This window comes from Rhodococcus sp. IEGM 1307 (assembly GCF_030056915.1).
Taxonomy (GTDB): domain Bacteria; phylum Actinomycetota; class Actinomycetes; order Mycobacteriales; family Mycobacteriaceae; genus Rhodococcus_F; species Rhodococcus_F opacus_D.
Map to the genome: position 1 here is coordinate 120,595 of NZ_JASHKW010000002.1, position 22,902 is coordinate 143,496.

General features: G+C 68.3%; 24 protein-coding genes and 3 tRNA genes. 15 read left to right on the forward strand and 12 right to left on the reverse strand.

What is annotated here, in order from left to right; genetic code table 11:
• Nucleotides 1-203: 203 nt before the first annotated feature.
• Complete coding sequence (locus tag QM841_RS04290; protein WP_283331038.1) at nucleotides 204-1,118, forward strand: hypothetical protein; 915 nt, start codon at nucleotides 204-206, stop codon at nucleotides 1,116-1,118.
• A 90-nt stretch (nucleotides 1,119-1,208) separates the two neighbouring features.
• Here QM841_RS04290 and menE read toward each other — a convergent pair whose 3' ends face one another.
• From menE to QM841_RS04325, 7 genes are all read right to left on the reverse strand, one after another.
• Entirely contained in the window at nucleotides 1,209-2,354 is a 1,146-nt protein-coding gene (gene menE, locus QM841_RS04295) for an o-succinylbenzoate--CoA ligase (RefSeq protein WP_283331039.1), read from the reverse strand.
• Nucleotides 2,351-2,650: a DUF3349 domain-containing protein gene (locus tag QM841_RS04300; RefSeq protein WP_009474690.1), complete on the reverse strand. Its 300-nt coding sequence runs from the start codon at nucleotides 2,648-2,650 to the stop codon at nucleotides 2,351-2,353. The genes menE and QM841_RS04300 overlap by 4 nt, the downstream gene beginning before the upstream one ends.
• Nucleotides 2,651-2,652: 2 nt before the next feature.
• Complete coding sequence (locus QM841_RS04305) at nucleotides 2,653-3,006, reverse strand: DUF3349 domain-containing protein (protein ID WP_105415925.1); 354 nt, start codon at nucleotides 3,004-3,006, stop codon at nucleotides 2,653-2,655.
• A 45-nt stretch (nucleotides 3,007-3,051) separates the two neighbouring features.
• Nucleotides 3,052-3,318, reverse strand: coding sequence for a hypothetical protein (locus tag QM841_RS04310; protein WP_283331040.1), 267 nt, complete (start codon nucleotides 3,316-3,318; stop codon nucleotides 3,052-3,054).
• A 10-nt stretch (nucleotides 3,319-3,328) separates the two neighbouring features.
• On the reverse strand, nucleotides 3,329-4,537 hold the full coding sequence (locus tag QM841_RS04315) for an inorganic phosphate transporter (RefSeq protein ID WP_280779913.1): 1,209 nt from the start codon (nucleotides 4,535-4,537) through the stop codon (nucleotides 3,329-3,331).
• A gap of 79 nt (nucleotides 4,538-4,616) precedes the next feature.
• Nucleotides 4,617-5,012: a VOC family protein gene (locus QM841_RS04320; protein WP_283331041.1), complete on the reverse strand. Its 396-nt coding sequence runs from the start codon at nucleotides 5,010-5,012 to the stop codon at nucleotides 4,617-4,619.
• A 3-nt stretch (nucleotides 5,013-5,015) separates the two neighbouring features.
• On the reverse strand, nucleotides 5,016-5,465 hold the full coding sequence (locus QM841_RS04325) for a hypothetical protein (RefSeq protein ID WP_283331042.1): 450 nt from the start codon (nucleotides 5,463-5,465) through the stop codon (nucleotides 5,016-5,018).
• A gap of 153 nt (nucleotides 5,466-5,618) precedes the next feature.
• On the opposite strand from QM841_RS04325, the gene QM841_RS04330 reads away from it, so the two are divergent.
• Entirely contained in the window at nucleotides 5,619-7,946 is a 2,328-nt protein-coding gene (locus QM841_RS04330; RefSeq protein WP_283331043.1) for an arylsulfatase, read from the forward strand.
• Between the two features lie 4 nt (nucleotides 7,947-7,950).
• Here QM841_RS04330 and QM841_RS04335 read toward each other — a convergent pair whose 3' ends face one another.
• Nucleotides 7,951-8,844: a 1,4-dihydroxy-2-naphthoyl-CoA synthase gene (locus QM841_RS04335; RefSeq protein WP_005252069.1), complete on the reverse strand. Its 894-nt coding sequence runs from the start codon at nucleotides 8,842-8,844 to the stop codon at nucleotides 7,951-7,953.
• A 73-nt stretch (nucleotides 8,845-8,917) separates the two neighbouring features.
• Here QM841_RS04335 and QM841_RS04340 point away from each other — a divergent pair, with 73 nt between their 5' ends.
• From QM841_RS04340 to QM841_RS04350, 3 genes are read left to right on the forward strand one after another with little or no spacing between them, the layout of a single operon-like run.
• Nucleotides 8,918-9,571 carry a PaaI family thioesterase gene (locus QM841_RS04340; RefSeq protein ID WP_005258299.1) on the forward strand — a complete coding sequence of 218 codons (654 nt, stop codon included), beginning with the start codon at nucleotides 8,918-8,920 and terminating at the stop codon, nucleotides 9,569-9,571.
• 4 nt (nucleotides 9,572-9,575) lie between these two features.
• Nucleotides 9,576-10,577, forward strand: coding sequence for an o-succinylbenzoate synthase (locus QM841_RS04345; protein ID WP_283331044.1), 1,002 nt, complete (start codon nucleotides 9,576-9,578; stop codon nucleotides 10,575-10,577).
• A 45-nt stretch (nucleotides 10,578-10,622) separates the two neighbouring features.
• Nucleotides 10,623-11,069: a DUF6918 family protein gene (locus QM841_RS04350; protein ID WP_283331045.1), complete on the forward strand. Its 447-nt coding sequence runs from the start codon at nucleotides 10,623-10,625 to the stop codon at nucleotides 11,067-11,069.
• A gap of 54 nt (nucleotides 11,070-11,123) precedes the next feature.
• Here QM841_RS04350 and QM841_RS04355 read toward each other — a convergent pair whose 3' ends face one another.
• Entirely contained in the window at nucleotides 11,124-11,951 is an 828-nt protein-coding gene (locus QM841_RS04355) for a siderophore-interacting protein (RefSeq protein ID WP_283331047.1), read from the reverse strand.
• 61 nt (nucleotides 11,952-12,012) lie between these two features.
• On the reverse strand, nucleotides 12,013-12,609 hold the full coding sequence (locus QM841_RS04360) for a flavin reductase family protein (RefSeq protein ID WP_283331049.1): 597 nt from the start codon (nucleotides 12,607-12,609) through the stop codon (nucleotides 12,013-12,015).
• A 93-nt stretch (nucleotides 12,610-12,702) separates the two neighbouring features.
• Between QM841_RS04360 and menD the strand changes: the two genes are divergently transcribed.
• From menD to QM841_RS04385, 5 genes are all read left to right on the forward strand, one after another.
• Nucleotides 12,703-14,328 carry a 2-succinyl-5-enolpyruvyl-6-hydroxy-3-cyclohexene-1-carboxylic-acid synthase gene (gene menD, locus QM841_RS04365; RefSeq protein WP_280779919.1) on the forward strand — a complete coding sequence of 542 codons (1,626 nt, stop codon included), beginning with the start codon at nucleotides 12,703-12,705 and terminating at the stop codon, nucleotides 14,326-14,328.
• Complete coding sequence (locus QM841_RS04370; RefSeq protein WP_283331051.1) at nucleotides 14,325-14,765, forward strand: DUF3592 domain-containing protein; 441 nt, start codon at nucleotides 14,325-14,327, stop codon at nucleotides 14,763-14,765. Before menD ends, QM841_RS04370 begins: the two co-directional genes overlap by 4 nt.
• 72 nt (nucleotides 14,766-14,837) lie before the next feature.
• Complete coding sequence (locus QM841_RS04375; protein WP_283331053.1) at nucleotides 14,838-15,983, forward strand: glycosyltransferase family 4 protein; 1,146 nt, start codon at nucleotides 14,838-14,840, stop codon at nucleotides 15,981-15,983.
• 56 nt (nucleotides 15,984-16,039) lie between these two features.
• Nucleotides 16,040-17,416 (forward strand): NAD-dependent succinate-semialdehyde dehydrogenase, encoded by a 1,377-nt coding sequence (locus tag QM841_RS04380; RefSeq protein WP_283331306.1) that lies wholly within the window; start codon nucleotides 16,040-16,042, stop codon nucleotides 17,414-17,416.
• 62 nt (nucleotides 17,417-17,478) lie between these two features.
• Nucleotides 17,479-18,177, forward strand: coding sequence for a demethylmenaquinone methyltransferase (locus QM841_RS04385; RefSeq protein ID WP_005252082.1), 699 nt, complete (start codon nucleotides 17,479-17,481; stop codon nucleotides 18,175-18,177).
• Nucleotides 18,178-18,180: 3 nt separating this feature from the next.
• Here the strand turns inward: QM841_RS04385 and QM841_RS04390 are convergent, their stop codons facing one another.
• Complete coding sequence (locus QM841_RS04390; protein ID WP_283331054.1) at nucleotides 18,181-19,443, reverse strand: geranylgeranyl reductase family protein; 1,263 nt, start codon at nucleotides 19,441-19,443, stop codon at nucleotides 18,181-18,183.
• A gap of 129 nt (nucleotides 19,444-19,572) precedes the next feature.
• On the opposite strand from QM841_RS04390, the gene QM841_RS04395 reads away from it, so the two are divergent.
• Together QM841_RS04395 and htpX are read left to right on the forward strand one after the other, a co-directional pair.
• The gene (locus QM841_RS04395; RefSeq protein ID WP_016882791.1) at nucleotides 19,573-20,628 is read left to right on the forward strand and encodes a polyprenyl synthetase family protein; all 1,056 of its coding nucleotides are present in this window, start codon (nucleotides 19,573-19,575) and stop codon (nucleotides 20,626-20,628) included.
• 144 nt (nucleotides 20,629-20,772) lie between these two features.
• Nucleotides 20,773-21,633 carry a zinc metalloprotease HtpX gene (htpX, locus tag QM841_RS04400; protein WP_005252087.1) on the forward strand — a complete coding sequence of 287 codons (861 nt, stop codon included), beginning with the start codon at nucleotides 20,773-20,775 and terminating at the stop codon, nucleotides 21,631-21,633.
• A 70-nt stretch (nucleotides 21,634-21,703) separates the two neighbouring features.
• On the opposite strand, the gene QM841_RS04405 is transcribed toward htpX, so the two are convergent.
• A complete protein-coding gene (locus QM841_RS04405) occupies nucleotides 21,704-22,195 on the reverse strand; it encodes a YajQ family cyclic di-GMP-binding protein (protein ID WP_007298080.1) in 492 nt (163 codons plus the stop codon).
• A 199-nt stretch (nucleotides 22,196-22,394) separates the two neighbouring features.
• Here QM841_RS04405 and QM841_RS04410 point away from each other — a divergent pair.
• The 3 genes from QM841_RS04410 to QM841_RS04420 all read left to right on the forward strand — a co-directional run bounded on the left by QM841_RS04410 (nucleotide 22,395) and on the right by QM841_RS04420 (nucleotide 22,883).
• Nucleotides 22,395-22,477: transfer RNA gene (locus QM841_RS04410), tRNA-Tyr, on the forward strand.
• 215 nt (nucleotides 22,478-22,692) lie between these two features.
• Nucleotides 22,693-22,765 (forward strand) — tRNA-Thr (locus QM841_RS04415).
• A 45-nt stretch (nucleotides 22,766-22,810) separates the two neighbouring features.
• A tRNA-Met gene (locus tag QM841_RS04420) sits at nucleotides 22,811-22,883 on the forward strand.
• Nucleotides 22,884-22,902 lie beyond the last annotated feature (19 nt).

Consider the following 22,902-nt stretch of genomic DNA (forward strand, 5'->3'; position numbering starts at 1 on the left):
GCTTGCACGCCTCTTGCACGGGCTTGCGGACGCCGTTGTCCTGCGAATTCAGAGACATTGGGGGAATCAGGGGCTATTGCGGCGGAATCCGGCGAATCGGTGTGCGGATCTGGATTTCCACAGCCAGTCGGTTATCCACAGGTGGGCTGTTTTCCCTGGTCGGCGAAGACGGCCGGCGTCGAGAAGGGTGCACGATGCTCGCTATGAGAGCAGAGGACTTGATCTTTCGCCGCCATGCATTGGCCGACGGAATCACCGACCCGGAACTGCGGCGCGCAAGGACGACCGGACAACTAGTCGCCGTGGCAGCGGGTGCCTACCTCCACAGCGGCAGCTCGGAATCCTTGGACGCGCTCGGGATGCACCGAGCCCGGGTCGCGGCGGCCGTCGTGGCGCACGGGGGTGAGGTCGTGGTCAGCCATGCGTCCGCTGCCGTCCTCCACGGACTCGATGTCGGTGCGGTGAACCTCGATCGGGTGCACCTGAGCCGGGAGCGTCGATCGGGCGGCCGACGGACCGCGACACTGCACTTTCACATCGCTCCACTAGGCCCGGACGATGTCACCGAGATCGACGGCGTGGCAGTGACCTCGCTCGCCCGGACCGTGGCGGACGTGGCGCGATCGGAATCGCTGGACCAGGCCGTCGTGATCGGCGATTCCGCGCTGAATCGAGGCGGTGTGTCGATCGGCGACGTCCAGGCTGTGGTGGAGTGTCACGGGCGCCGGAAAGGCATCGGGGCTGCGCGTCGCGCGGTGGGTCTGCTGGACGGACGCAGTGAGAGTCCCGGTGAGTCGCTCAGTCGAATCAGGATGCGCGAGTGTGGGATGCCGGCGCCCGACCTGCAATACGAAGTGCGCACCGACGGAGGTGCATTCGTCGGCCGCGTCGACTTCTTCTGGGAACGCTGGGGAGTCGTCGGCGAGTTCGACGGCATGGGCAAGTACAGATTTGGGTCCGGGCAATCGGGTGACATCGTGGCGAAGGAGAAGTTGCGGGAGGATGCGATACGCGACACGGGCCTCGAGGTGATCCGGTGGGTGTGGGCGGACCTAGGGCGGTTCGACGTCGTGAAGGCGCGATTCGAGCGCGCGTGTGCCCGCTCGCGGCGCCGGTGACCCATTCCCGCCCACCGAATGGCTGGAATCACACGCAGTTGCCCGGGAATCTGGAGAATCGGTGTGCAACTCCGCAGACGGGCGGACCCGCTAGCCGAACCGCGATTCCAGCGCGCGCCGGTCGATCTTCCCCGGACCTCGGAGGGGGAGGGTGTCGACGAGGTGCAGTTCGCGGGGGGCGGCGGTGGGGTCGAGGGTGCGTTCGACGAAGGAGCGGAGTTCGGCGAGTGTCGGTTCGGTGCCGGGCTCGGCGACGACGACGGCGGTGACGCGGCGCCCCAGTCGCTCGTCGGGGAGGCCGATCACCGCGCATTCCCGGACGCCGGGGTGCGCGACGAGAGCCGCTTCGACCACCTGCGGGACGACGGTGAGACCGCCGGTGGAGATGGCTTCGTCGAGCCTGCCGGAGATGCTGAGGACGCCGTCGGTGACGGCGCCGGCGTCGTCGGTGCGGAACCAGCCGGGTTCGGCGAACGCCGGATGGTCGGGGAGTCCGCGGTAACCGGACGCGCGCATGGGTCCGCCGAGGAGGACACGGCCGTCACCGTCGATCCGTACGTGGGTTCCGTCGAGGGGCACCCCGTCGTATACGCATCCACCGCACGTCTCGCTCATTCCATACGTACGGACGACGGTGATGCCGGCGTCGGTTGCGCGACGTAGGACGGGGGCGGGGGTGGCGGCTCCGCCGAGGAGGACGGCGTCGAGTGCGGCCAGCGACGCCACGGCGTCAGGGTGGTCGAGGGCCTTGACCAGCTGGGTCGGAACGAGCGATGTGTAGCGGCGGGGGCCGCTCATCGACGCGACTGCGGCAGGCAGTGCACCGGGGTCGAAGCCGTCGGTCACGTCGATCACCACCGGCTCGGTGCCGGCGAGGACACTGCGCAGCAACACCTGCATGCCCGCGATGTGGTGGGCGGGAAGGGTCAGCAGCCAGGAGCCCGCACCCCCGAGCCGCGCGTGCGTCGCGTCACCGCTCGCGCGGAGCGCGGCCGCGGAGAGCATGGCCCCCTTCGGCACTCCCGTCGTCCCGGACGTCGCGACCACGAGGGCGACACCGTCGTCGATCGGCTCCCCGGGGTGCAGTGCGTCCGTCAGTCGCCGGGTCTCCCGCTCGTCCGCGGCGGGGACGGGGAGCGCGGCGGGGGCGGTTCCGTCGAGGATCGCCGACAGCTGCGGCAGGAGGCCGAGAACCCCGACACCGGACGGGACGGGCAGGACCTGCAGTTCGCTCACTGGGCGGGCCCGGCCAGCGGCCAGCCGCCGGCGGCGAGGTTGCTGCGCACCCGGTCGACGTCCGACTCCAGCGGCAACTCGTCGGTGACCTTGGTGATGAGCACCTGGATGTCGGTCTTCTCGATGGGAATGTCGCCCTCCTCGACGAGGGCGTCGGCGACGGCGTCCACCTCGTCTTCCGACAGACGGCGGGTGAGCAGCGCGAACAACGGAATGTAGTCCTGCTCGGGTACGCCGTTGGGGTAGCCGGCTCGCAGCCAGCCGATGATGGAGGAGAGAAACGGTGGAAGGCTCATGGCTAGCCTGCGTCGCGGGTTTCTTCCCCGTCGCCGGAACCGTCGCCGCATTCGGCGTCGGGTCCGACCGGCCACCCTCCGGCCTCGAGGTTCTCCGTCACCCGGGCGACGTCCTCTTCGGAGGGTTCCTCGTGGGTGATCTCGCTGATGAGGCGGCGGATGTTGTCGTAGTCGACGTGGCGTTCGGGTGTCTCGTGGGCCGTCTCGATGGACAGCGCGACGACCTGTTCGATTTCCTCGTCGGTGAGACGGCGACGCAGCACGGCCAGCAACGCGAAATGGTCTTTCGCCGGGATTCCCTCGGGGTACCCGGCGCGTAGCCAGTCGAGCACGGAGCGAAGTGAATTCTTGGGCACGCGTTCGGCTTCTTTCGTCGATGGAACGGGACTCGTGGTCGCCGCTCAGAAGATGTGGATACCGAAGCTGCTGGCCAAAAAGCCCTGCATCAAGAGAAGTATCCCAGTGATGATCGCGATCAGCACCACGGCGAAACAGGCCCAGGCGCCGATCCGGCCTGCGACGGTCGGCTGCGAGACTCCTTCACCGGTGTCCGTGCCGCCGAGCGAGCGCAGTCCGAGCGCGAAGATCGCGGGTAGGCCGGCACCGAACAGCAGACCGACGAGGAGGACCTGCCAGAGCGAGTTGACGGTGGTGGTGAGCAGTGTCATGGCGAGCCCCTCAGCGGTTCGCGGCGGGACCGGCGGAGTCCGCGGTCTCGGCCACACCCGGTTCGGTGGGTTCGGCGGGAACGTCGGCGTCGCCCGACTCCCACTCGGCGTTCACGTTGCCGGACGTCACCGGCTGCAGGCGGGAGCGGAGGTACATGAACCCGGCGAGCAGGATCAGGGCGGCGAACACGATGAGAACACCGGGCAGACCGCCGATCATGTGGGCGATGACCCAGCACACGGCTCCCACGATCGCCGCGGACGGCAGCGTGACCAGCCACGCGACGGCCATGCGCCCGGCGATGCCCCAGCGGACCTCGGCGCCCTTGCGGCCGAGACCGGTGCCGAGGATGGAACCGGTTGCGACGTGCGTGGTGGACAGCGGCAGTCCGAGGTGGCTGGACGTCAGGATGATGGCGGCGGACGAAGACTCCGCGGCCATGCCCTGGGGAGCGGCGATCTCGACGAGTCCCTTGCCGAGCGTGCGAATGATGCGCCAGCCGCCGAGGTAGGTACCGAGCGCGATGGCGATGGCGCAACTGAGCTTCACCCAGAACGGCATCTCGTCGTCTGCGGACAGGCTTCCGTGCGCGACGAGTGCGAGGAAGATCACGCCCATTGTCTTCTGGGCGTCGTTGGTTCCGTGGGCCAGCGACACCAGGGACGCGGAACCGATCTGGCCGATGCGGAACCCGTGCTCCTTGGTGTCCTCGGGCACGCCGGAGGTAATCCGGTAGACCAGCTTGGTGCCCGCAGTGGCGACCAGCGCTGCGACCACCGGGGCGAGGACGGCGGGAACGACGACCTTGCTGAGCACGCCGCCCCACTCGACACCGCTCATGCCGATGGACGCGATGGCTGCACCGATCAGTCCGCCGAACAGTGCGTGGGACGAGCTCGACGGCAGGCCCAGCAGCCACGTCGCCAGGTTCCAGATGATGCCGCCGACCAGGCCGGCGAACACGATGAGCAGCAGATCCTCGCCGCCCACTTCTCCCAGATTGACCACACCCTTGGCGACTGTCGCCGCCACCTCCACGGACAGGAACGCGCCGACCAGATTCAACGATGCGGAGAGCGCGACAGCGGCCTTGGGTCGCAGAGCTCCCGTCGCGATCGAGGTGGCCATTGCATTGCCGGTGTCGTGAAAGCCGTTCGTGAAATCGAAAGCGAGGGCGGTGACGACCACCACCAGGAGAACTACGAGCTCTGCGGTCACACCCAGATTGTGCGGATTTCAACCGAAAATGTACAGCTGACGTCCGGTGTACAGGATCACTCCTGCGTATGGCCTTCCGTCAGTTCTCACCCTTCGGACGGACGTCGCGGCGGATGGGGTGATCCTCCGGGATCTGCACCAGAACGATCGGGATTCCGTCGGGGTCCGCGATCCACATCTCGAACAGTCCCCACGGTTCCTGCCGGGCCTCGCGGTCGATCTTCACCCCGGCGAGAACCAGCTCGGTCTGCACTGCCGTGAGATCGCGAACCTGCAGCCACAGGGCGCCGTCGAAGGAGGACGACTCGCCCGTTCCGCCGTGCGCGGCCACTTCGATCAGGCCCTGACCGGCGAAGAACACCGTGCCACCGGGGTATTCGCGGGCGGTCGCGAGTCCGAGGATGTCGCGGTAGAAGCTCAGCGTCGTCGTGTAGTCGCGCGGCCGCAGAATCGTCCTGCTGCTGAGGATCTCCACCCGTCACCCTCCTTCGCCGGGCCGGGCTTCGTGCCCCGCCCGGCCGTGTGTTCGTCGATCTTCCTTCATCTCCGCCTCGAACAGGTGTCGCCGTCCGTCGGCGAGTTCGTGACGTGCGCCACGCTCGTGCTCGCGCAGCGGCGACCAGTAGTGGTCGTCGAACTCCTCGACGAGCTGGAACGTCCACCGGCCCTCGACGACGTTGCGCCCCACGAGTTCGGACTGCACCCGGTCCGCGACGGCCGCGTGTCCCGCGTCGCGGAGCGCGTCGACGGCTTCGCCGAGCTGAAGGTCGGCGTGTCCGATCAGCTGATGGAACGAGTAGAGGTGCCCGCGGGCACGCTCGACCGTTTCGAGGGCCTCCGACAACTTCCCGAGCGCGGCGACGGTGTCGTCACTCACTCCGGGCGGACGACGATGTTCCGGTGCGGGGAGCTCGCGGTCGATGCTCATGTGGGTCAGTGTGCCCGAATCGGAGACGCCGCGCGCCCTCTCCTGCCGAGGCGACGAATCCGTCCGCGTATTTCACCCTCCGAGGGTGTACTCGCGCCCGGCCGCCCGGTGCTGGACTGGATCGACAGCATCGGACGACGAGGGGACCGGGCCATGAAATCGAGCGTGACAGGTGAGCCGATACCGGGTGGCGAATCGTTACCGTTCCCGCCGACGCCGTCGGGAAGCATCGCCGGCCGGACCATGCAGGAGTCGGTGTACAGCCCACTTCCGAAGGAGCGGCGGCTCCCCAGCGACGCCCCGAACATTCTGATCGTCCTCATCGACGACGCCGGGCCGGGCCTGCCGAGTGGTCTCGGCGGTGAGGTGAACACCCCGACGCTCGACGCGATGTTGCAGGACGGTGTCGGGTACAACCGATTCCATACGACCGCAATGTGTTCGCCGACCCGGGCGTCGCTGCTGACCGGACGCAACCACCATCGCGTCGGCAACGGGCAGATCGCCGAGCTGGCCAACGACTGGGACGGCTACTCCGGCCACATCCCGAGGTCGAGTGCGACGGGGCCCGAGGTGCTGCGCCACTACGGGTACAGCACTGCCGCTTTCGGGAAATGGCACAACACGCCGGCCGAGGAGACCACGGCCGCCGGCCCGTTCGACAACTGGCCGACGGGTCTCGGGTTCGAGTACTTCTACGGCTTCCTCGCAGGCGAGGCGTCGCAGTACGAGCCGAACCTGGTGCGGAACACGACGGTGGTGCTGCCGCCGAAGACCCCGGAGCAGGGCTACCACCTCAGTGAGGATCTCGCGGACGACGCCATCGGCTGGCTGCGCAGGCACAAGGCGTTCGACGCCGACAAACCGTTCTTCATGTACTGGGCCAGCGGCTGCCTGCACGGACCGCACCACATCATGAAGCCGTGGGCCGACAAGTACGCCGGGAAGTTCGACGACGGCTGGGATGCCTACCGGGAGCGGGTCTTCACGAGGGCGAAGGAGAAGGGATGGATTCCCCCCGAAGCGGAGCTGACCGACCGGGACCCGACGATGGCCGCATGGGACGACATTCCCGAGGACGAGAAGCCGTTCCAGCGCCGGCTGATGGAGGTCGCGGCCGGGTACGCCGAGCACTGTGACGTCCAGGTGGGCAGGCTGTTCGACGAGCTGGACCGTCTGGGGTACCGGGACGACACGCTGATCCTGTACATCTGGGGCGACAACGGCTCGTCGGGTGAGGGGCAGAACGGCACGATCAGTGAACTGTTGGCGCAGAACGGCATTCCGACCACACCGGCGCAGCACATCGCGGCCCTCGAGGAACTCGGTGGCCTCGACGTCCTGGGGTCGCCGAAGACCGACAACATGTATCACGCGGGCTGGGCGTGGGCGGGCAGCGCACCCTACAAGGGGATGAAGCTGCTGGCGTCCCATCTCGGTGGCACCCGCAACCCGATGGTCGTGCGGTGGCCGGCGAAGGTGACACCGGACCCGACACCCCGCACGCATTTCCTGCACTGCAACGACGTGGTGCCGACGCTGTACGACATCGTCGGGATCACCCCGCCGCGGACGGTGAACGGTGTTCCGCAGGACCCGGTGGACGGCGCCAGCTTCGCGCAGACGCTCGTCGAACGCGGCGCCACCGGGGGAAAGCTCACCCAGTATTTCGAGATCATGGGCAGCCGGGCGATCTACCACGACGGATGGATGGCGTCCGCGTTCGGGCCACGCGCACCCTGGGCGGCGGGTGTGCCCGGTGGCATCCGCGACTGGAGCCCGGACGACGACACGTGGGAGCTCTACAACCTGGACGAGGACTGGACTCAGAATCGGGACCTCGCCGAGCAGCATCCGCAGAAGCTGGCGCAACTGCGGGAACTGTTCGCGATCGAGGCCGCGAAGAACAACGTACTCCCCGTCGGCGGCGGGCTGTGGGTCATCGCGCTGCATCCCGAGCAGCGGATCACGACGCCGTACACGAGCTGGGAGTTCTCCGGCGACACGATCCGGATGCCCGAGTTCTGCGCTCCCGCGCTGGGCAACAAGAACAACCGGGTCACCCTCGACCTCTCCGCGCCGGAGAATCCGAGCGGAGTGCTCTACGCACTGGGAAGCAACGCCGGCGGACTCACGTGCTTCGTCGACGACGGCTACCTCTGCTACGAGTACAACCTGTTCATCCTGATGCGCACAAAGATTCGTTCGACCGTGCCGATCCCGCCAGGCGCCCGCACGGTGCAGGTGGTCACGGAGTTCATCGAGGCGCGGCCCGGTGGCCCGCTGAACGTGAAGCTCTGTGTCGACGGCAGTGTCGTCGGGGAGGGGCAGGTGCCGGTGAGTGTGCCGTTGCTGTTCACAGCCAACGACTGTCTCGACGTCGGCACCTGCCTCGGTTCCCCGGTGTCGCTGGACTACTACGACCGGGCGCCGTTCCCGTTCAACGGCACCATCGACCGGATGGCGGTCGAGTACACGTAGGCGCTCAGAAATACCAGGGATACGGCTTCCAGTCGGGTTCGCGCTTTTCGAGGAAGGAATCGCGGCCCTCGACGGCCTCGTCCGTCATGTACGCCATGCGGGTTGCCTCGCCGGCGAACAGTTGCTGACCGACGAGTCCGTCGTCCTGCAGGTTGAACGCGTACTTGAGCATGCGCTGGGCCTGCGGGGACTTGCCGTTGATCTTGGTGGCCCAGTCGATTGCCACATCCTCGAGTTCGGCGTGGTCGACGACCTTGTTGACGGCGCCCATCTGGTGCATCTCCTCCGCGGTGTACGTCTCACCGAGGAAGAAGATCTCGCGGGCGAACTTCTGGCCGACCATCTTGGCGAGGTAGGCGCTGCCGTATCCACCGTCGAAGCTGCCGACGTCGGCGTCGGTCTGCTTGAAACGGGCGTGTTCGCGGCTGGCGAGGGTCAGGTCGCAGACCACGTGGAGGCTGTGACCGCCGCCCGCGGCCCAGCCGTTGACGAGGCAGATGACGACCTTCGGCATGAACCGGATCAGGCGCTGAACCTCGAGGATGTGGAGACGTCCGGCGCGGGCCTTGTCGACGGTGTCCGCGGTTTCGCCTTCCGCATACTGGTATCCGCTGCGTCCGCGGATGCGCTGGTCGCCGCCGGAGCAGAACGCCCAGCCCTCGTCCTTGGGGCTCGGACCGTTGCCGGTGAGCAGCACGGCGCCCACGTCGGACGTCATCCGGGCGTGGTCGAGCGCCTGGTACAACTCGTCGACGGTGTGCGGGCGGAACGCGTTGCGCACTTCGGGACGGTCGAACGCCACCCGGACGATTCCCTGGGTGACATGCCGGTGGTAGGTGATGTCGGTCAGGTTCTCGAAACCGGGAACCGGTCGCCAGTGCTGCGGGTTGAAAGTCACGGCTCCGAGGTTATCGGGTGCGGTTGACGGGTGTCCGCGCGCGCAGGACTTTGCCCGGGTTTACCGTGCAGGTATGAGCGAACAGGCTGCCGACGTCACCCGTCTCGACGGCAAGGGCGACGACGAGTACGAGCACCACGGCGGGTTCCCCAAATACGAGCCGGTGACACCCGGCCCGGACTGGCCGCGGTTCGTCGAGGGAATGCGCACGTTGCAGGACCTCGCGGTGTCGGTCGACGCCCCGGACGACGTGCTCGCGCAGGCCGCGGACCAGGTGGAGAAGCTGGCCGAACTGCTCGGACCGCACGTCGTCCCCGAGGGGCGGTCGCCGGCGGGCCGCACGATCGAGTTGCCGGGCCGGGGGAGTCTCCTCATGCCGCCGTGGAACATCGAGAAGTTCGGGCCCGAGGGCGTGCGTAGTGCGGGCATGTTCCGGCGCTACCACCTCGGTGGCAACGGTGCCGCGCACGGCGGCACGCTGCCGCTGCTGTTCGACGACCTGATGGGCATGATCGTCCACGCGTACGGGCGGCCCATCAGCCGCACCGCCTACCTGCATGTGAACTACCGCGCGATCACACCGCTCGACACGCGTCTGACCGTCGAGGGCAGCGTCGACCGCGTGGAGGGGCGCAAGACGTTCATCACCGCACGGTTGATGCAGGACGACACGTTGCTCGCCGACTGCGAGGCCCTGATGCTCCAGTTGCTGCCCGGGCAGCCCTGACGTCGTGACGTCCCTGCCCTCCGTGGAGGAGGTCCTGGCCGATGCCGTCGTGGTGAGTCTGCCCATGCGCCTGCGGTTCCGCGGCATCACGACGCGAGAAGCGTTGCTGTTGCGCGGTCCCGCGGGGTGGGGTGAGTTCGCGCCGTTCCCCGAGTACGCGGACGACGAGGCGGCGCACTGGTTGCAGTCGGCGATCGAGGACGCCTGGCTCGGGCCGCCGCCCGCGGTGCGAACGCGGGTGCCGATCAACGCCACCGTCCCTGCCGTCGACGCCGCCCGGGTGCCCGCCGTGCTCGAGCGTTACCCCGGCGCGCGGACCGCGAAAGTGAAAGTGGCCGAACGTGGTCAGACCCTCGACGACGACGTCGCGCGGGTGCGGGCGGTCCGCGCACTCGTTCCGAACGTGCGCGTCGACGCGAACGGGGGATGGTCGGTCGACGAGGCCGAGGCCGCGCTGCGGGCCCTGACCGTCGACGGTCCGCTCGAATACGCCGAGCAGCCGTGCGCGAGCGTGCCCGAGCTGGTGGAGGTCCGCAGGCGGATGCCCGACGTGCGGGTGGCCGCCGACGAGAGCATCCGGCGCGCCGAGGATCCGCTGAAGGTCGTGCGGGCGGGCGGTGCCGACGTGGCCGTCGTGAAGGTCGCTCCGCTCGGGGGAATGCGGCGGCTGCTGTCGCTCGCGGACGAGTTGTCTTCGTACGGTGTGCCGGTGGTCGTGTCGAGTGCGTTGGACACCGCGGTCGGCATCGCCGCCGGTGTCGCCGCTGCCGCCGCCCTCCCCGAATTGCAGTTTGCGTGCGGTCTGGGTACCGGGGGCCTCTTCGAGGCGGACGTGGCCCGCCCCCGCGAACCCGTCGACGGCGAACTCACCGTCGAAGCGGTGGCACCCGACGTCGAACGCGTCACGGCCCTCGCCGCGTCCGCGGAGCGTTCGCGCTGGTGGATCGAGCGGGCACGCCGGTGCCATGGCCTGCTCGAACAACGCGGAGTCCGGTTTTTCGTATAGTGTCTGGCCGGACCTGATCGCTCAGTCAATACGGAGGCATTGAAAGTGGTTGCAGCTCTGAACGAAACCCTGCTCGACGAGTCGCGCGTTCCTGCGGTCATCGCAGACGTCCAGGCTCTCATCGACGCGGAGGTTTCGGACAAGTCGGGGGCCTCGGGACTGGCACTCAAGGGTGGATACGGCGCCGTCAAGAAGGTGGGACCGTCGATCGTGCCGGACGCCATCGAGGGCCTGCTGCCGGCATTCGTCACCAAGCTCGAGCCGTACTGGCAGGCCTTCATCGCCAGTGGTGAGGCCGGATTCTCCGAGTACCTGGTCGCGCGTAGCGACGAGGTCGCGGACTCGCTCCTCGGTGTGACCGACGAGCGCATCGAGGGCAGCGACCGCGGTGCTGTCAAGAAGGTGTACTCGTCGCTGCGTCCGTCGGCGAAGAAGAATGTGATCGAGGCACTTCCGCGTCTGGGCGCCCTCGTTCAGAAGCACGCCAACTGAGAACCCAGGTGAGTGGCCCGGCGCGCCCCGGCGTGCCGTGCCACTCACCTGTGGTCAGTTGGCAGCGTGGCCGTGGCGCCAGTACCCGGTGAACGAGATGTTCGCCTTCGGGATGTGGCGCTCGTTCACGAGGTGGCGTCGCAACGCCGTCGTCAGCTCGCTCTCACCGGCCACGAACGTGTAGGACGGCCCGGTCGGCAACTCCGACTGTTTCACGGTGTCGAGCGCGAGCACTCCCGGACGGGCATCGGCGTCCTCGCGCACCAGCCAGTGCACGTTCACGCCGTCACCCACCGAAACTTCCTGAGCGTCTTCGGCATCGGGAATCTCGACGAAGACTTCGGCCCGCAGGTCCCGCGGTGCCGATCGCAGGATCCCGACGATGGCGGGAAGCGCGCTCTCGTCACCGACCAGCAGCTGCCACTCGGCGTCCGGCGTCGGGTTGTAGATCAGCCCCTCGTCGAGGATCGCCACCTCGTCACCGGCCGCGGCCGAGTTCGCCCACGCCGACGCGGGACCGAGGTCGCCGTGCGAGGCGAAGTCGATGTCGATCTCGGTGCTGTCGCCGAACGTTCCCGATCCCGCCACCCGGATCTCGCGGATCGTGTAGTTGCGCACGACCGGCCGGGTGTCCTTGGACATCAGCTTGTACTGCGCGTACCAGAGGTTGCTCGCGCTGGTCGGAAGCCGCAGCGTGCTCTGTCCCCGCTGGGGGATGAACATCCGGAACCACTGGTCGAACCCCATCGGGCTGACGGAGTCGAGTTCCTCGCCCGCGATGGTGACGCGGACGAAGTTCGGGCTGATCTGCTTGCCCGCGACGACGCGTGCGGACGCGATCCGGCGACTCTGAGGTTTCACGAACTTGCTGCGTTGAGCCATGGCGTCGGCTTCTCCCCCGGTATCGGTGCGATTTGTCAGGTAAGCCTAACCAATCGATCGGTTATGCGGGGCGACGCGGTCGGTCGAGCATCACGACCTTCGGCGGCAGACCCCACTCGTTGCGGCCGAGGCGGCTGAGAGGGGCGAGTTCCCGGAAGTCCGGAAGTCCGTCGTCGGCGAGCGCCTCGGGCCGCACCGCGACCGTGACGACGTCGCCCATCACCACGAACGAATCACCGACAGGTATGACCTGGTGCAGGGTGCACTCGATGGCGACCGGCGAACCCGCGACCCGGGCGGGACGGACCCGCTCGCTGGGTTCGGTGTCGATGCCCAGCGCGGCGAACTCGTCGACCTCGCTGTCGAACGTGGCGGAGCTGGCGTTCACCGTCGAGATCAGCGGCTCGGTCGCCACGTTGATCACGAACTCTCCCGTCGCCTCGATGTTGCGGAGACTGTCCTTGCGGGTCACCGAGGTGAACTGCACCACCGGCGGGTGGGTGCTGGACACCGAGAAGAAGCTGTACGGGGCCAGGTTGGCCACCCCGTCCGCCGAGACGGTGGACACCCACGCGATCGGCCGGGGCACGATCGAGGCGGTCAGCACCTGATACATGCGGTGTGGGGGAAGCTTGGCGGGATCGAAGAGAGTGCGCATGCGTTCATGGTGTCAGCGCCCGCGATGTGGCCGTGAACTCACCCGGCGAGGTCGCCGGACGGGGTTGCCGGAGTATCTGACACTCTTGATGTCGTGAACCCGTCCACTGCACAAGCCACCGCGGTCGTCGACGAACTGGTCCGCGGGGGAGTACGCGAGGTCGTGCTCTGCCCGGGTTCGCGCAACGCGCCGTTGGCGTTCGCCCTGCAGGCCGCCGATCTCGAGGGCCGGTTGCGTCTGCACATGCGCATCGACGAACGCACCGCGGGATTCCTCGCGCTCGGCCTCGCTGTGGCCGGTAAGCGCCCCGTCCCGATCGTCATGACGTCCGGCACCGCGGTCGCCAATCTCGGACCCGCGGTCCTCGAGGCGAACTACGCCCGGGTGCCGCTCGTGGTGCTCAGCGCCAACCGCCCGTACGAGATGCTCGGCACGGGCGCCAACCAGACCATCGAGCAACTCGGACTGTTCGGCAGCCAGGTGCGCGCGACCATCAGCCTGGGCCTGGCCGAGGACGATGCCGGGCAGAACAGCCAGTGGCGTTCGGCGGTGTGCCGGGTCCTCGCCGCAGCGCGCGGCACGAGGTCGGGCAACGCCGGTCCCGTGCACTTCGACATCCCGCTCCGGGAACCGCTCGTTCCCGACGTCCACGCGCAGGGCCCGGTCCCGCAGGGACGACCGGGTGGGGCGGCGTGGACCACCACCCAGCACGCGACGCTCGACGTGCCGATGGACCTCGACCTCACCCCCGACACCATCGTGATCTCCGGGCACGGGTCCGCGCTGCGGCCGGAACTCGCCGGACTTCCGACGGTCGCCGAGCCGACCGCGCCGCTGCACGGCATCCCGGTGCATCCGATGGCGTTGCCGCAGCTCAAACCGCGGCAGGCCGTCATCACCGGGCGCCCCACCCTCCACCGGTCCGTGTCGAAGGTCCTCGCCGATCCGTCGGTTGCCGTCTACGCGCTCACCACCGGCCCCCGCTGGCCCGACGTGTCCGGCAACGTGCTGGCCACCGGCACCCGCGCGGTCGTGTCCGGTGAACCCGACCGGGCCTGGATCAATCGGTGCCGCACGCTGTCCGAGCACACCGACAAGGCGGTGCGCGCGCAGCTCGCCGCGCACCCGAAGGCGACGGGACTGCACGTGGCGGCCGCCGTCATGGACGCCCTGGCCGACGGTGACCAGTTGCTGCTCGGGGCGTCGAACCCCGTGCGGGACGCCGCGCTCGTCAGCTATCCGGCGCCGAAGATCCGGGTGCTGTCCAACCGGGGTGTCGCCGGCATCGACGGCACCGTGTCCGCCGCGGTCGGGGCGGCCCTGGCCTACGAGGAGGGGCGGACGGTGGCCCTGCTGGGCGACCTCACGTTCCTGCACGACGCGTCCGGGCTGCTCATCGGTTCGGGCGAACCGCGTCCCCGGGACCTGACCATCGTGGTCGCGAACGACGACGGTGGCGGCATCTTCGAACTGCTCGAACAGGGCGATCCCCAGTATGCCGGGGTATTCGAGCGGGTTTTCGGCACTCCGCACGGGATGGATCTCGCCGCACTCTGCGCTGCCTACCGGGTGGAGCATCACCTGGTGGGGTTGGGTGAGCTCTCGACACGGCTGAGTGCGCCGGAGGCGCCCGGCGACCGCGGCATCCGGGTGCTCGAGGTGACCACCGAACGTTCCGGGCTGCGCGAACTGCACGCCGCGGTGCGGGCACAACTGTGAATGCGCGGGTGTCGCGGCGCGTCCGGCGGGGGGTGCTGGTGACGGCGATCGGCATCTCGGTCCTCGCCGTGCTTCTCGTGCTGGCCGCCTGGCGCAACGACCACACCATCCAATCCGACCGGGGCGTGGCCACGGCGGAGGTGCTGTCGGCGGGATCGCTGAGGTCCGCCATCAGCTTCGTCACGCCCGACGGGGTGACGCACAACCCCGAACTGGGCGTGTTGTACCCGACCAAGCTCACGGTGGGGCAGCGGATCGACGTCGAGTACGCGCGCAGCGACCCTGACCTGGTGCGGGTGTCCGGGCGCGACGCCAGCGTGGCCGTCGTCCCCGCCGGTTCGCTGATCGTCGTGACCTGGCTGATCGCGGGACCGGTGATCTGGTACCTGCGGCGGCGGGAGAGTTCGGCGGAGGCCCAGCCGACAGTGTCATCCTGAGTTTCCCGGAACTTCGCGCGACGGTCACGTCGATCTCGCTGCTGTGACCACGAGCACTGCCACGCTGAGCGCGTGAGAGTAGCCATCGTCGCGGAATCGTTTCTTCCCAACATGAACGGTGTGACCAACTCGGTGCTGCGGGTTCTCGACCATTTGCAGCGCACCGGACACCAGGCGATGGTCGTCGCCCCGGACACGGTCGGATCGCAGACGTCCGCGCCGACCGAACACGGCGGCGTACCCGTCTACCGGGTGCCTGCGGTGATGGTGCCGAAGGTCAGTTCGCTCCCGGTGGGCCTGCCGCAGCCCGGGCTCACCGCCGCGCTGCGGGCGTTCGACCCCGACGTCGTGCATCTGGCGTCGCCGTTCCTCCTCGGGGCGGGCGGGCTCGGTGCGGCGCACCGGCTCGACGTTCCCACCGTCGCGGTGTACCAGACGGACGTGGCGGGTTTCGCCGAGAGCTACGGCCTCGGCATCACCAGCCGTGCGGCGTGGGCCTGGACCCGTCGCATCCACCGGGGCTGCACGCGCACTCTCGCGCCGTCCACGTCGGCGGTCGAGGCGCTCGCCGAGCAGCGGATTCCGAGGGTCCACCGCTGGGCGCGCGGCGTGGAGACCGCTCGATTCGCGCCGTCGCGTCGCAGCACCGGTCTGCGGGACTCCTGGCTGGGCGGCTCGGATCGGCTGGTCGTCGGATTCGTGGGCAGGCTCGCACCCGAGAAACACGTCGAGCGGCTGGCGGCAGTCGCCGGCGACCAGCGGGTGCGGCTGGTGATCGTCGGCGACGGTCCGGAACGGGCGCGCCTGCAGAGGTTGATGCCCGATGCGGTGTTCACCGGCCAGCTCGGCGGTGTGGAGCTGGCCGAGGCCTATGCGAGCCTGGACGTCTTCGTCCACCCGGGCGAGCACGAGACGTTCTGCCAGGCGGTGCAGGAGGCGTTGTCCAGCGGGGTGCCGGTGATCGGACCGGATGCCGGTGGTCCGCGCGATCTGGTCGCGCACTGCCGCAACGGCTACCTGCTTCCGGTCGACCGGTTGGGCGAACTGCTGCCGAGCGCCGTCGAGGCGCTGCGCGACCGCCGCATGCGGGCCCGCTTCGGGGAGGCCGCCCGGCAGTCGGTGCTGCACCGCACGTGGCCTGCGATCTGCGACGAGCTGCTGGGTCACTACGCGGCGGTTGTGGGCGGGCAGGACTTTCGCGAGTCCCGGGCGGCCTGACCACCGCATCGATTCCGGTGGGGAATTCGAGAGGCTGTCTCGTGGTTGCCCGCAGTATGGCGAAGTACAAGACTGTCAATCCCGCGACCGGTGAAACCGTCCGGGAATTCACGACCTTGGACGATGCAGGAGTGGAGTCGGCGCTGTCCCGCCCCCACCGCGGATATCTCCACTGGCGGACCACCCCCGCCGAGGAACGCGCCCGGATCCTGGGCCGAACCGCCGATCTCTACGCGGAGCGCGAAGACGAACTGGCGCGGATGATCGCCCTCGAGATGGGCAAACCCGTCCGCGAGGCCAAGGGCGAAGTCAAGCTCTCCTCGGCGATCTACCGCTACTACGCGGACAACGGCCCCGCACTGCTCGAGGCGGAACGGCTCGACGTGCCGGGCGCGGACGAATCCGTGGTCTACCGCAGGCCGATCGGTGTGCTCGTCGGCGTGATGCCGTGGAACTACCCGTACTACCAGGTCGCCCGCTTCGCGGCGCCGAACCTCATGCTCGGCAACACCGTGCTGCTCAAGCACGCCCCGAACTGTCCGCAGTCGGCACTGCTGATGGAGGAGATCTTCCGGCAGGCCGGTCTCCCGGAGGATGCGTACATCAACGTGTTCGCCACCAACGAGCAGATCGCCGACATGATCGCGGATCCGCGTGTCCAGGGCGTCTCTCTCACCGGCAGTGAGCGGGCCGGGACCAGCGTCGCCGAGACGGCGGGCCGCAACCTCAAGAAGGTCGTGCTCGAACTCGGCGGGTCCGACGTGTTCGTCGTCCTCGACACCGACGATATGGACGCGACGGTCAAGACCGCGACCCGTGCCCGCCTGTCCAACGCGGGCCAGGCCTGCAATTCGCCCAAGCGATTCATCGTGACCGAGCCGAACTACGACGAGTTCGTCTCGAAGCTCGCCGAGTCGTTCAAGGCCACCCCGACCGGCGATCCACTCGACGCGAAGACCGTCCTCGGGCCGCTGTCTTCGCAGAGCGCCGCGGATTCGCTGATCGAGCAGATCGAGGACGCGGTCGCCAAGGGTGCGACGCTCCTCGCCGGCGGGAAGAAGATCGACGGCCCCGGCTCGTACGTCGAACCGACGCTGCTCGTCGACGTGACCCCCGAGATGCGGGCGTACAGCGAGGAATTGTTCGGACCGGTCGGCGTCGTCTACAAGGTCGCCACCGCCGACGAGGCCGTGGAACTCGCCAACTCCTCCTCCTACGGGCTCAGCGGTTCGGTGTGGAGCACCGACCTCGACGGGGCGCGGGAAGTCGCCGACCGGCTCGACGTCGGCATGGCCTTCGTCAACGAACACGGCACGACGCTTCCCGGGTTGCCGTTCGGCGGCGTCAAGCGCTCCGGCGTCGGCCGCGAACTCGGTCCGTGGGGAATGGACGAATTCGTCAACAAGAAGCTGGTGCGGGTCTCCAAGAAGTGACCGCCTCGCCACCGCGCCCGGCGCCGACATCGGCGCCGGGCGCGGTTGGTAGCGTTTCGGGCGTGGCAACTACACACGGTTCGCGGGCGTCGCTCGAAAAGGATCCGCACGAGGTCGCGTCGATGTTCGACGGCGTCGCGAAGCGCTACGACCTCACCAACACGATCCTGTCGTTCGGTCAGGACCGCAGTTGGCGCAAGGCGACGCGCTCGGCCCTGGCACTGAAGCCGGGGGAGCGCGTTCTCGACCTCGCGGCGGGGACCGGGGTGTCGACCGTCGAGCTCGGACGGTCGGGTGCGTGGTGTGTGGCCACCGACTTCTCCAAGGGAATGCTGCAGGCAGGCAGCGGACGCGACGTCCCGATGGTCGCGGGCGACGCGATGCACCTGCCCTACGCCGACGCCGTGTTCGACGCCGCGACCATCTCCTTCGGGCTGCGCAACGTCTCCGACTTCGATGCCGGTCTCCGCGAGATCGCCCGGGTCACCAAACCCGGCGGGCGCCTCGTCGTGAGCGAGTTCTCGACCCCGGTGTTCGGGCCGTTCCGCACGGTCTACATGGAGTACCTGATGAGGGCCCTGCCGCGGGTCGCGCGCGCCGTCAGCAGCAATCCCGACGCCTACGTGTACCTCGCGGAATCGATCCGCGCCTGGCCGACCCAGCAGGAACTCGCGCTGCGCATCGAGGCGGCCGGGTGGCGGAACGTGCAGTGGCGCAACCTCACCGGCGGTGTGGTGGCCCTGCACCGCGCCACCCGCTGAACCTCAGCCGAACAGCGGTCGCGAGTCGACCTTCGTCGACAGCAGACCGGACGCCCGCCACGCGCGGGCGGTGAGGTCGCTGTCTTCCTCGGTGACGAGGTTGCCCATGACCCGGACCGCGATGGTCATCAGCGCACGGGACCGCATCGCCACCGGACCGGACGCGGGCAGAACCCGGGGGACGGTCAGCAGCCCGGCGAGTCGCCGCGCCACGGAGAACGCCCGGCCGTACCGCTCCCGGAGAATCGCGGGCCACAGCTCCGTCAGGTCGTCGGAGTCGAGGATCTCCGCGACCAGGCGCCCCCCTTCGAGCCCGTAGTCGATGCCCTCGCCGTTCAGCGGATTCACGCATGCCGCCGCGTCGCCGATGATCGCCCAGTTCCGGCCGGCGATGTGCGACACCGCACCGCCCATCGGCAGCAACGCCGACGCCACCGCGCGGAGCTCGCCGTCCCACTTCCACTCGTCGCGCCGCTGCGCCGTGTACAGGTCGAGCAGCGGTCGCAGCGCACCCGGGGCCGGACGTTTGGCGGTGGCGAGGGTGCCGACCCCGATGTTCACCTCTCCGGTGCCGAGGGGGAACACCCAGCCGTAGCCCGACTGCAGCGTCCCCGCCCCGTCCCGCAGCTCGAGGTGCGAGGTGATCCACGGGTCGGCGCTGCGGTCGGTGGCGATGTAGGCGCGGGCGGCAACACCGTAAGCCGTGTCCCGGTGCCATTCACGGCCGAGCTGCTTGCCCAGTGTGGATCGGACGCCGTCGGCGACGATCAGCGTCCGGCAGCCGATGGTGTGGGTTCCGTCGGACGTCTTCAGCGTCACCGCCGTCACCCGGTCGCCGTCCCGTTCCACGCCGATCGCCTTGGCGCCCTGCACCATGACGGCTCCGGCGTCGACGGCGGTCGCACGGATCTTGTCGTCCAGCTCGGTGCGGGCCACCGCACTGCCGACGGCCGGGAACGACCTTCCCGGCCACTCGAGTTCGAGCTCCTGACCGAACCCGCTGAGCCTCAGCCCGCGGTTGGTCCCTTTCGACCGCACCCAGTCGCCGAGACCGAGATGGTCGAGCTCGGCGACGGCACGCGGAGTGAGTCCGTCGCCACACGTCTTGTCGCGAGGAAACACCGCCGCGTCGGCGAGCACCACGTCACGTCCCGCGCGGGCCGCCCACGCGGCAGCCGAGGAACCGGCCGGACCAGCACCGATGACCAGGACATCGGTGGCGGTGGGAAGCGGGGATCCCGCGGGCGACTGTTCTGCTGCGACCACACCTACATCCTGTCAGGCTTCGCTATGCGACCGCGGCGAGGCCGACGGGCAGCGGAACCGCTAGGTTCACTACCGTGGTAGCCGAGCCGCCACCGACGGCGCGGGAACCGAGCCGTCACTGACGACAGGATGGGTACTGAGAACGTGAGCACCGAGGGCGCAGCACACACCGCTGCCGACGCTGTAGTGGGCACTACGGTCGCCGGGATCGATCTCGGCGACCCGCAGCTCGCTGCCACGGTCCGTGAAGGACTGAAGCAAGTCGAGGAACTGCTGGTCAGTGAGCTCTCCGACGGGGAGGACTTCCTCACGGAGGCGGCGTTGCATCTCGCGAAGGCGGGAGGCAAGCGTTTCCGTCCGCTGTTCACGGTGCTCACCGCCCAGCTCGGACCGAAGGCCTCCGACCCGTCGGTGGTCACGGCGGCCACCGTCGTCGAGCTGGTCCACCTCGCCACGCTGTATCACGACGACGTGATGGACGAGGCGTCGATGCGCCGCGGTGCACCCAGCGCGAACTCGCGGTGGGGCAACAGCGTTGCGATCCTCGCCGGCGACTATCTGTTCGCGCACGCGTCCCGTCTCGTCTCGACGCTGGGACCCGAGGCGGTGCGCATCATCGCCGAGACGTTCGCCGAACTCGTCACCGGCCAGATGCGCGAGACGATCGGGCTTCGCGGCGAGCAGGATCCGGTCGAGCACTACCTCAAGGTCGTGTGGGAGAAGACGGGCTCGCTCATCGCGGCGTGCGGACGCTTCGGCGGCACCTTCTCCGGCGCGGACGCCGACCACGTGAAGCGGCTCGAACGCCTCGGCGACGCCGTGGGCACCGCCTTCCAGATCTCCGACGACATCATCGACATCTCCTCGGTGTCCGCCCAGTCCGGCAAGACACCCGGAACCGACCTGCGTGAGGGCGTCCACACGCTGCCCGTGCTGTACGCGCTGCGCGACGAGGGACCCGACGCCGATCGCCTCCGGGTGCTCCTCGACGGCCCCGTCACCAACGACGACGACGTCGCGGAGGCGCTCGCGCTCCTCGAACGGTCACCCGGCATGGCCGCCGCCAAGGCGAAGCTGGAGGAGTTCGCGGTCCAGGCACGCGCGCAGCTCGCCGAGCTGCCGCAGGGCCCCGCCAACGACGCCCTCGTGAAGCTCGTCGATTACACGATCGAGCGTGTCGGCTGAGCCGTATCGTCAGTACCCGAACTCGTCTTCACCCGATTTCTCGTCGTCCGAGCGGGAACCGTCCCACCACCGTGTTTCGTTGAATGATCAAGATCCCGAAACTCGGGTGACGTGATCGGGTGACAACGACAAGGAAGGCGTGACGTGCGCTACGCAAACGGGGCGAAGACTCTGGTTCTGTTGGTCGGCATGTCGGCGCTGATCGTGTTCATCGGCGCGTTGTTCCGCAACCCCACCATCCTGCTGCTGGCGATCGTGTTCGCGGTGGGAATGAACGCGTATGTGTACTTCAACAGCGACAAGATGGCGCTCAAGGCCATGCACGCCCAGCCGATCACCGAGGTGCAGGCGCCGGTCATCTATCGCATCGTCCGGGAACTGGCCACCACCGCGCACCAGCCGATGCCGCGGCTCTACATCAGCCCCACGTCCGCGCCCAACGCGTTCGCCACCGGGCGCAGTCCGCGCCACGCCGCGGTGTGCGTCACGAGCGGCATTCTGCAGATCCTCAACGAACGCGAGTTGCGGGCCGTGCTCGGACACGAGCTGTCGCACGTCTACAACCGCGACATCCTGATTTCCTCCGTCGCCGGCGCCATGGCCGCCGTTGTGTCGGGACTCGCGAACTTCGCCATGTTTGCCAACATGTTCGGCGGACGCGGCGGGGGACAGGGCGCCAACCCGATCGCGCTGCTCCTGGTGTCGCTGCTCGGGCCCATCGCCGCGACGGTCGTCAAACTCGCGGTGTCGCGGTCGCGGGAGTACCAGGCCGACCAGTCGGGCGCAGAACTCACCGGCGACCCCCTGGCGCTGGCGTCTGCGCTGCGGAAGCTGGAGCAGGGCACCCAGGCTGCGCCGCTGCCGCCGGAGCCTCAGCTCGCCGCGCAGTCGCACCTGATGATCGCCAACCCGTTCCGCACCGGCGAGAAGATGAGCCGGATGTTCTCCACCCACCCGCCGATGGCCGACCGGATCGAGCGGCTCGAGCGCATGGCGGGGATGTAGGCGGCTTCGCCGCCCGTGCGCCTTTCTGGTCGTTCCTACGACCAGAAAGGCGCACGGGTGCGGAGCGCCTCTACCGGTAGTTCACGAACTGCAGCGCGATCCCGAAGTCCTCACCTTTCAGCAGGGAGATCACGGCCTGCAGGTCGTCGCGCTTCTTGCTGCTCACCCGCAGTTCGTCGCCCTGGATCTGCGCCTTGACGCCCTTGGGGCCCTCGTCGCGGATCTTCTTGGTGATCTTCTTGGCGTTCTCCGTGGTGATGCCCTGGACGAGGCTGCCCGACAGCTTGTAGATCTTTCCGGACTGCGCCGGCTCGCCCGCGTCGAACGCCTTCAGGGAGATGTCACGCCGGATCAGTTTCTCCTTGAAGACGTCCAGGGCGGCGAGCAGTCGCTCCTCGGTGTCGGCCGTCAGGGTGATGGTTTCCTCGCCGGACCATTCGATCGATGCTCCCGTGTTCCGGAAGTCGAACCGGGTCGACAGCTCCTTGCCGGCCTGATGCAGGGCGTTGTCCACCTCTTGACGCTCCACCTTGCTCACCACATCGAAGGACGAATCAGCCACTTCACACTCCCGGTTTCGTCTAGTTCTCCCCGCCGCGACCCGGCCGGGGGCCCGCCGAATGCCGACGAGCAGATTCGACGCTATCGGTTCGCAACCGCCCGTATCCACCCGGTTTGCAAAACGGGGGGCCGTTCGTTGTATTCTTCTTTCCGCAGCGGAGAGCGATTTCGCACAGATTTCGCGCTCCTCGTGCAACCCCGGCAGATTGCCCGAGCGGCCAATGGGAGCGGACTGTAAATCCGTCGGCTTATGCCTACGTAGGTTCGAATCCTACATCTGCCACACACAGAACCCCGGTGAGCGACAGCTCACCGGGGTTCTGTCGTTCGTGGCCGGGACCGGTTGTCCGGCCGGCACCCCGCTCTGTGTGGGCTGCCGACCCGAACTGCCGGGTGCAGCGACATACGAAAGCCGCTGACCAGGCAATTTGGTTCTGGACGCGAACTCTGTGTAATCTCGTCAAGGCTTCAGCGCGCAGCGATGTGCGAGCGAAGCACGCCCCCTTAGCTCAGTCGGCAGAGCGTTTCCATGGTAAGGAAAAGGTCAACGGTTCGATTCCGTTAGGGGGCTCGCTGGATTGAAGTGGAGCGCCTAGTGCGCGACACTCGACACCGAGGCGGTGTAGCTCAGTTGGTAGAGCAAACGACTCATAATCGTTGCGTCGCCGGTTCAAGTCCGGTCACCGCTACACAATATGCATGATCCAC

Bases quoted from the DNA above. Each gene is read 5' to 3' on its own strand.
- QM841_RS04310 (WP_283331040.1), bottom strand. From the start codon at position 3,318: ATGACACTGCTCACCACCACCGTCAACTCGCTCTGGCAGGTCCTCCTC.
- QM841_RS04340 (WP_005258299.1), top strand. From the start codon at position 8,918: ATGAGCGAACAGGCTGCCGACGTCACCCGTCTCGACGGCAAGGGCGAC.
- QM841_RS04380 (WP_283331306.1), top strand. From the start codon at position 16,040: ATGGCGAAGTACAAGACTGTCAATCCCGCGACCGGTGAAACCGTCCGG.
- QM841_RS04290 (WP_283331038.1), top strand. From the start codon at position 204: ATGAGAGCAGAGGACTTGATCTTTCGCCGCCATGCATTGGCCGACGGA.
- QM841_RS04355 (WP_283331047.1), bottom strand. From the start codon at position 11,951: ATGGCTCAACGCAGCAAGTTCGTGAAACCTCAGAGTCGCCGGATCGCG.
- QM841_RS04300 (WP_009474690.1), bottom strand. From the start codon at position 2,650: ATGAGCCTTCCACCGTTTCTCTCCTCCATCATCGGCTGGCTGCGAGCC.
- QM841_RS04325 (WP_283331042.1), bottom strand. From the start codon at position 5,465: ATGAGCATCGACCGCGAGCTCCCCGCACCGGAACATCGTCGTCCGCCC.
- QM841_RS04360 (WP_283331049.1), bottom strand. From the start codon at position 12,609: ATGCGCACTCTCTTCGATCCCGCCAAGCTTCCCCCACACCGCATGTAT.
- QM841_RS04330 (WP_283331043.1), top strand. From the start codon at position 5,619: ATGAAATCGAGCGTGACAGGTGAGCCGATACCGGGTGGCGAATCGTTA.
- QM841_RS04395 (WP_016882791.1), top strand. From the start codon at position 19,573: ATGGGTACTGAGAACGTGAGCACCGAGGGCGCAGCACACACCGCTGCC.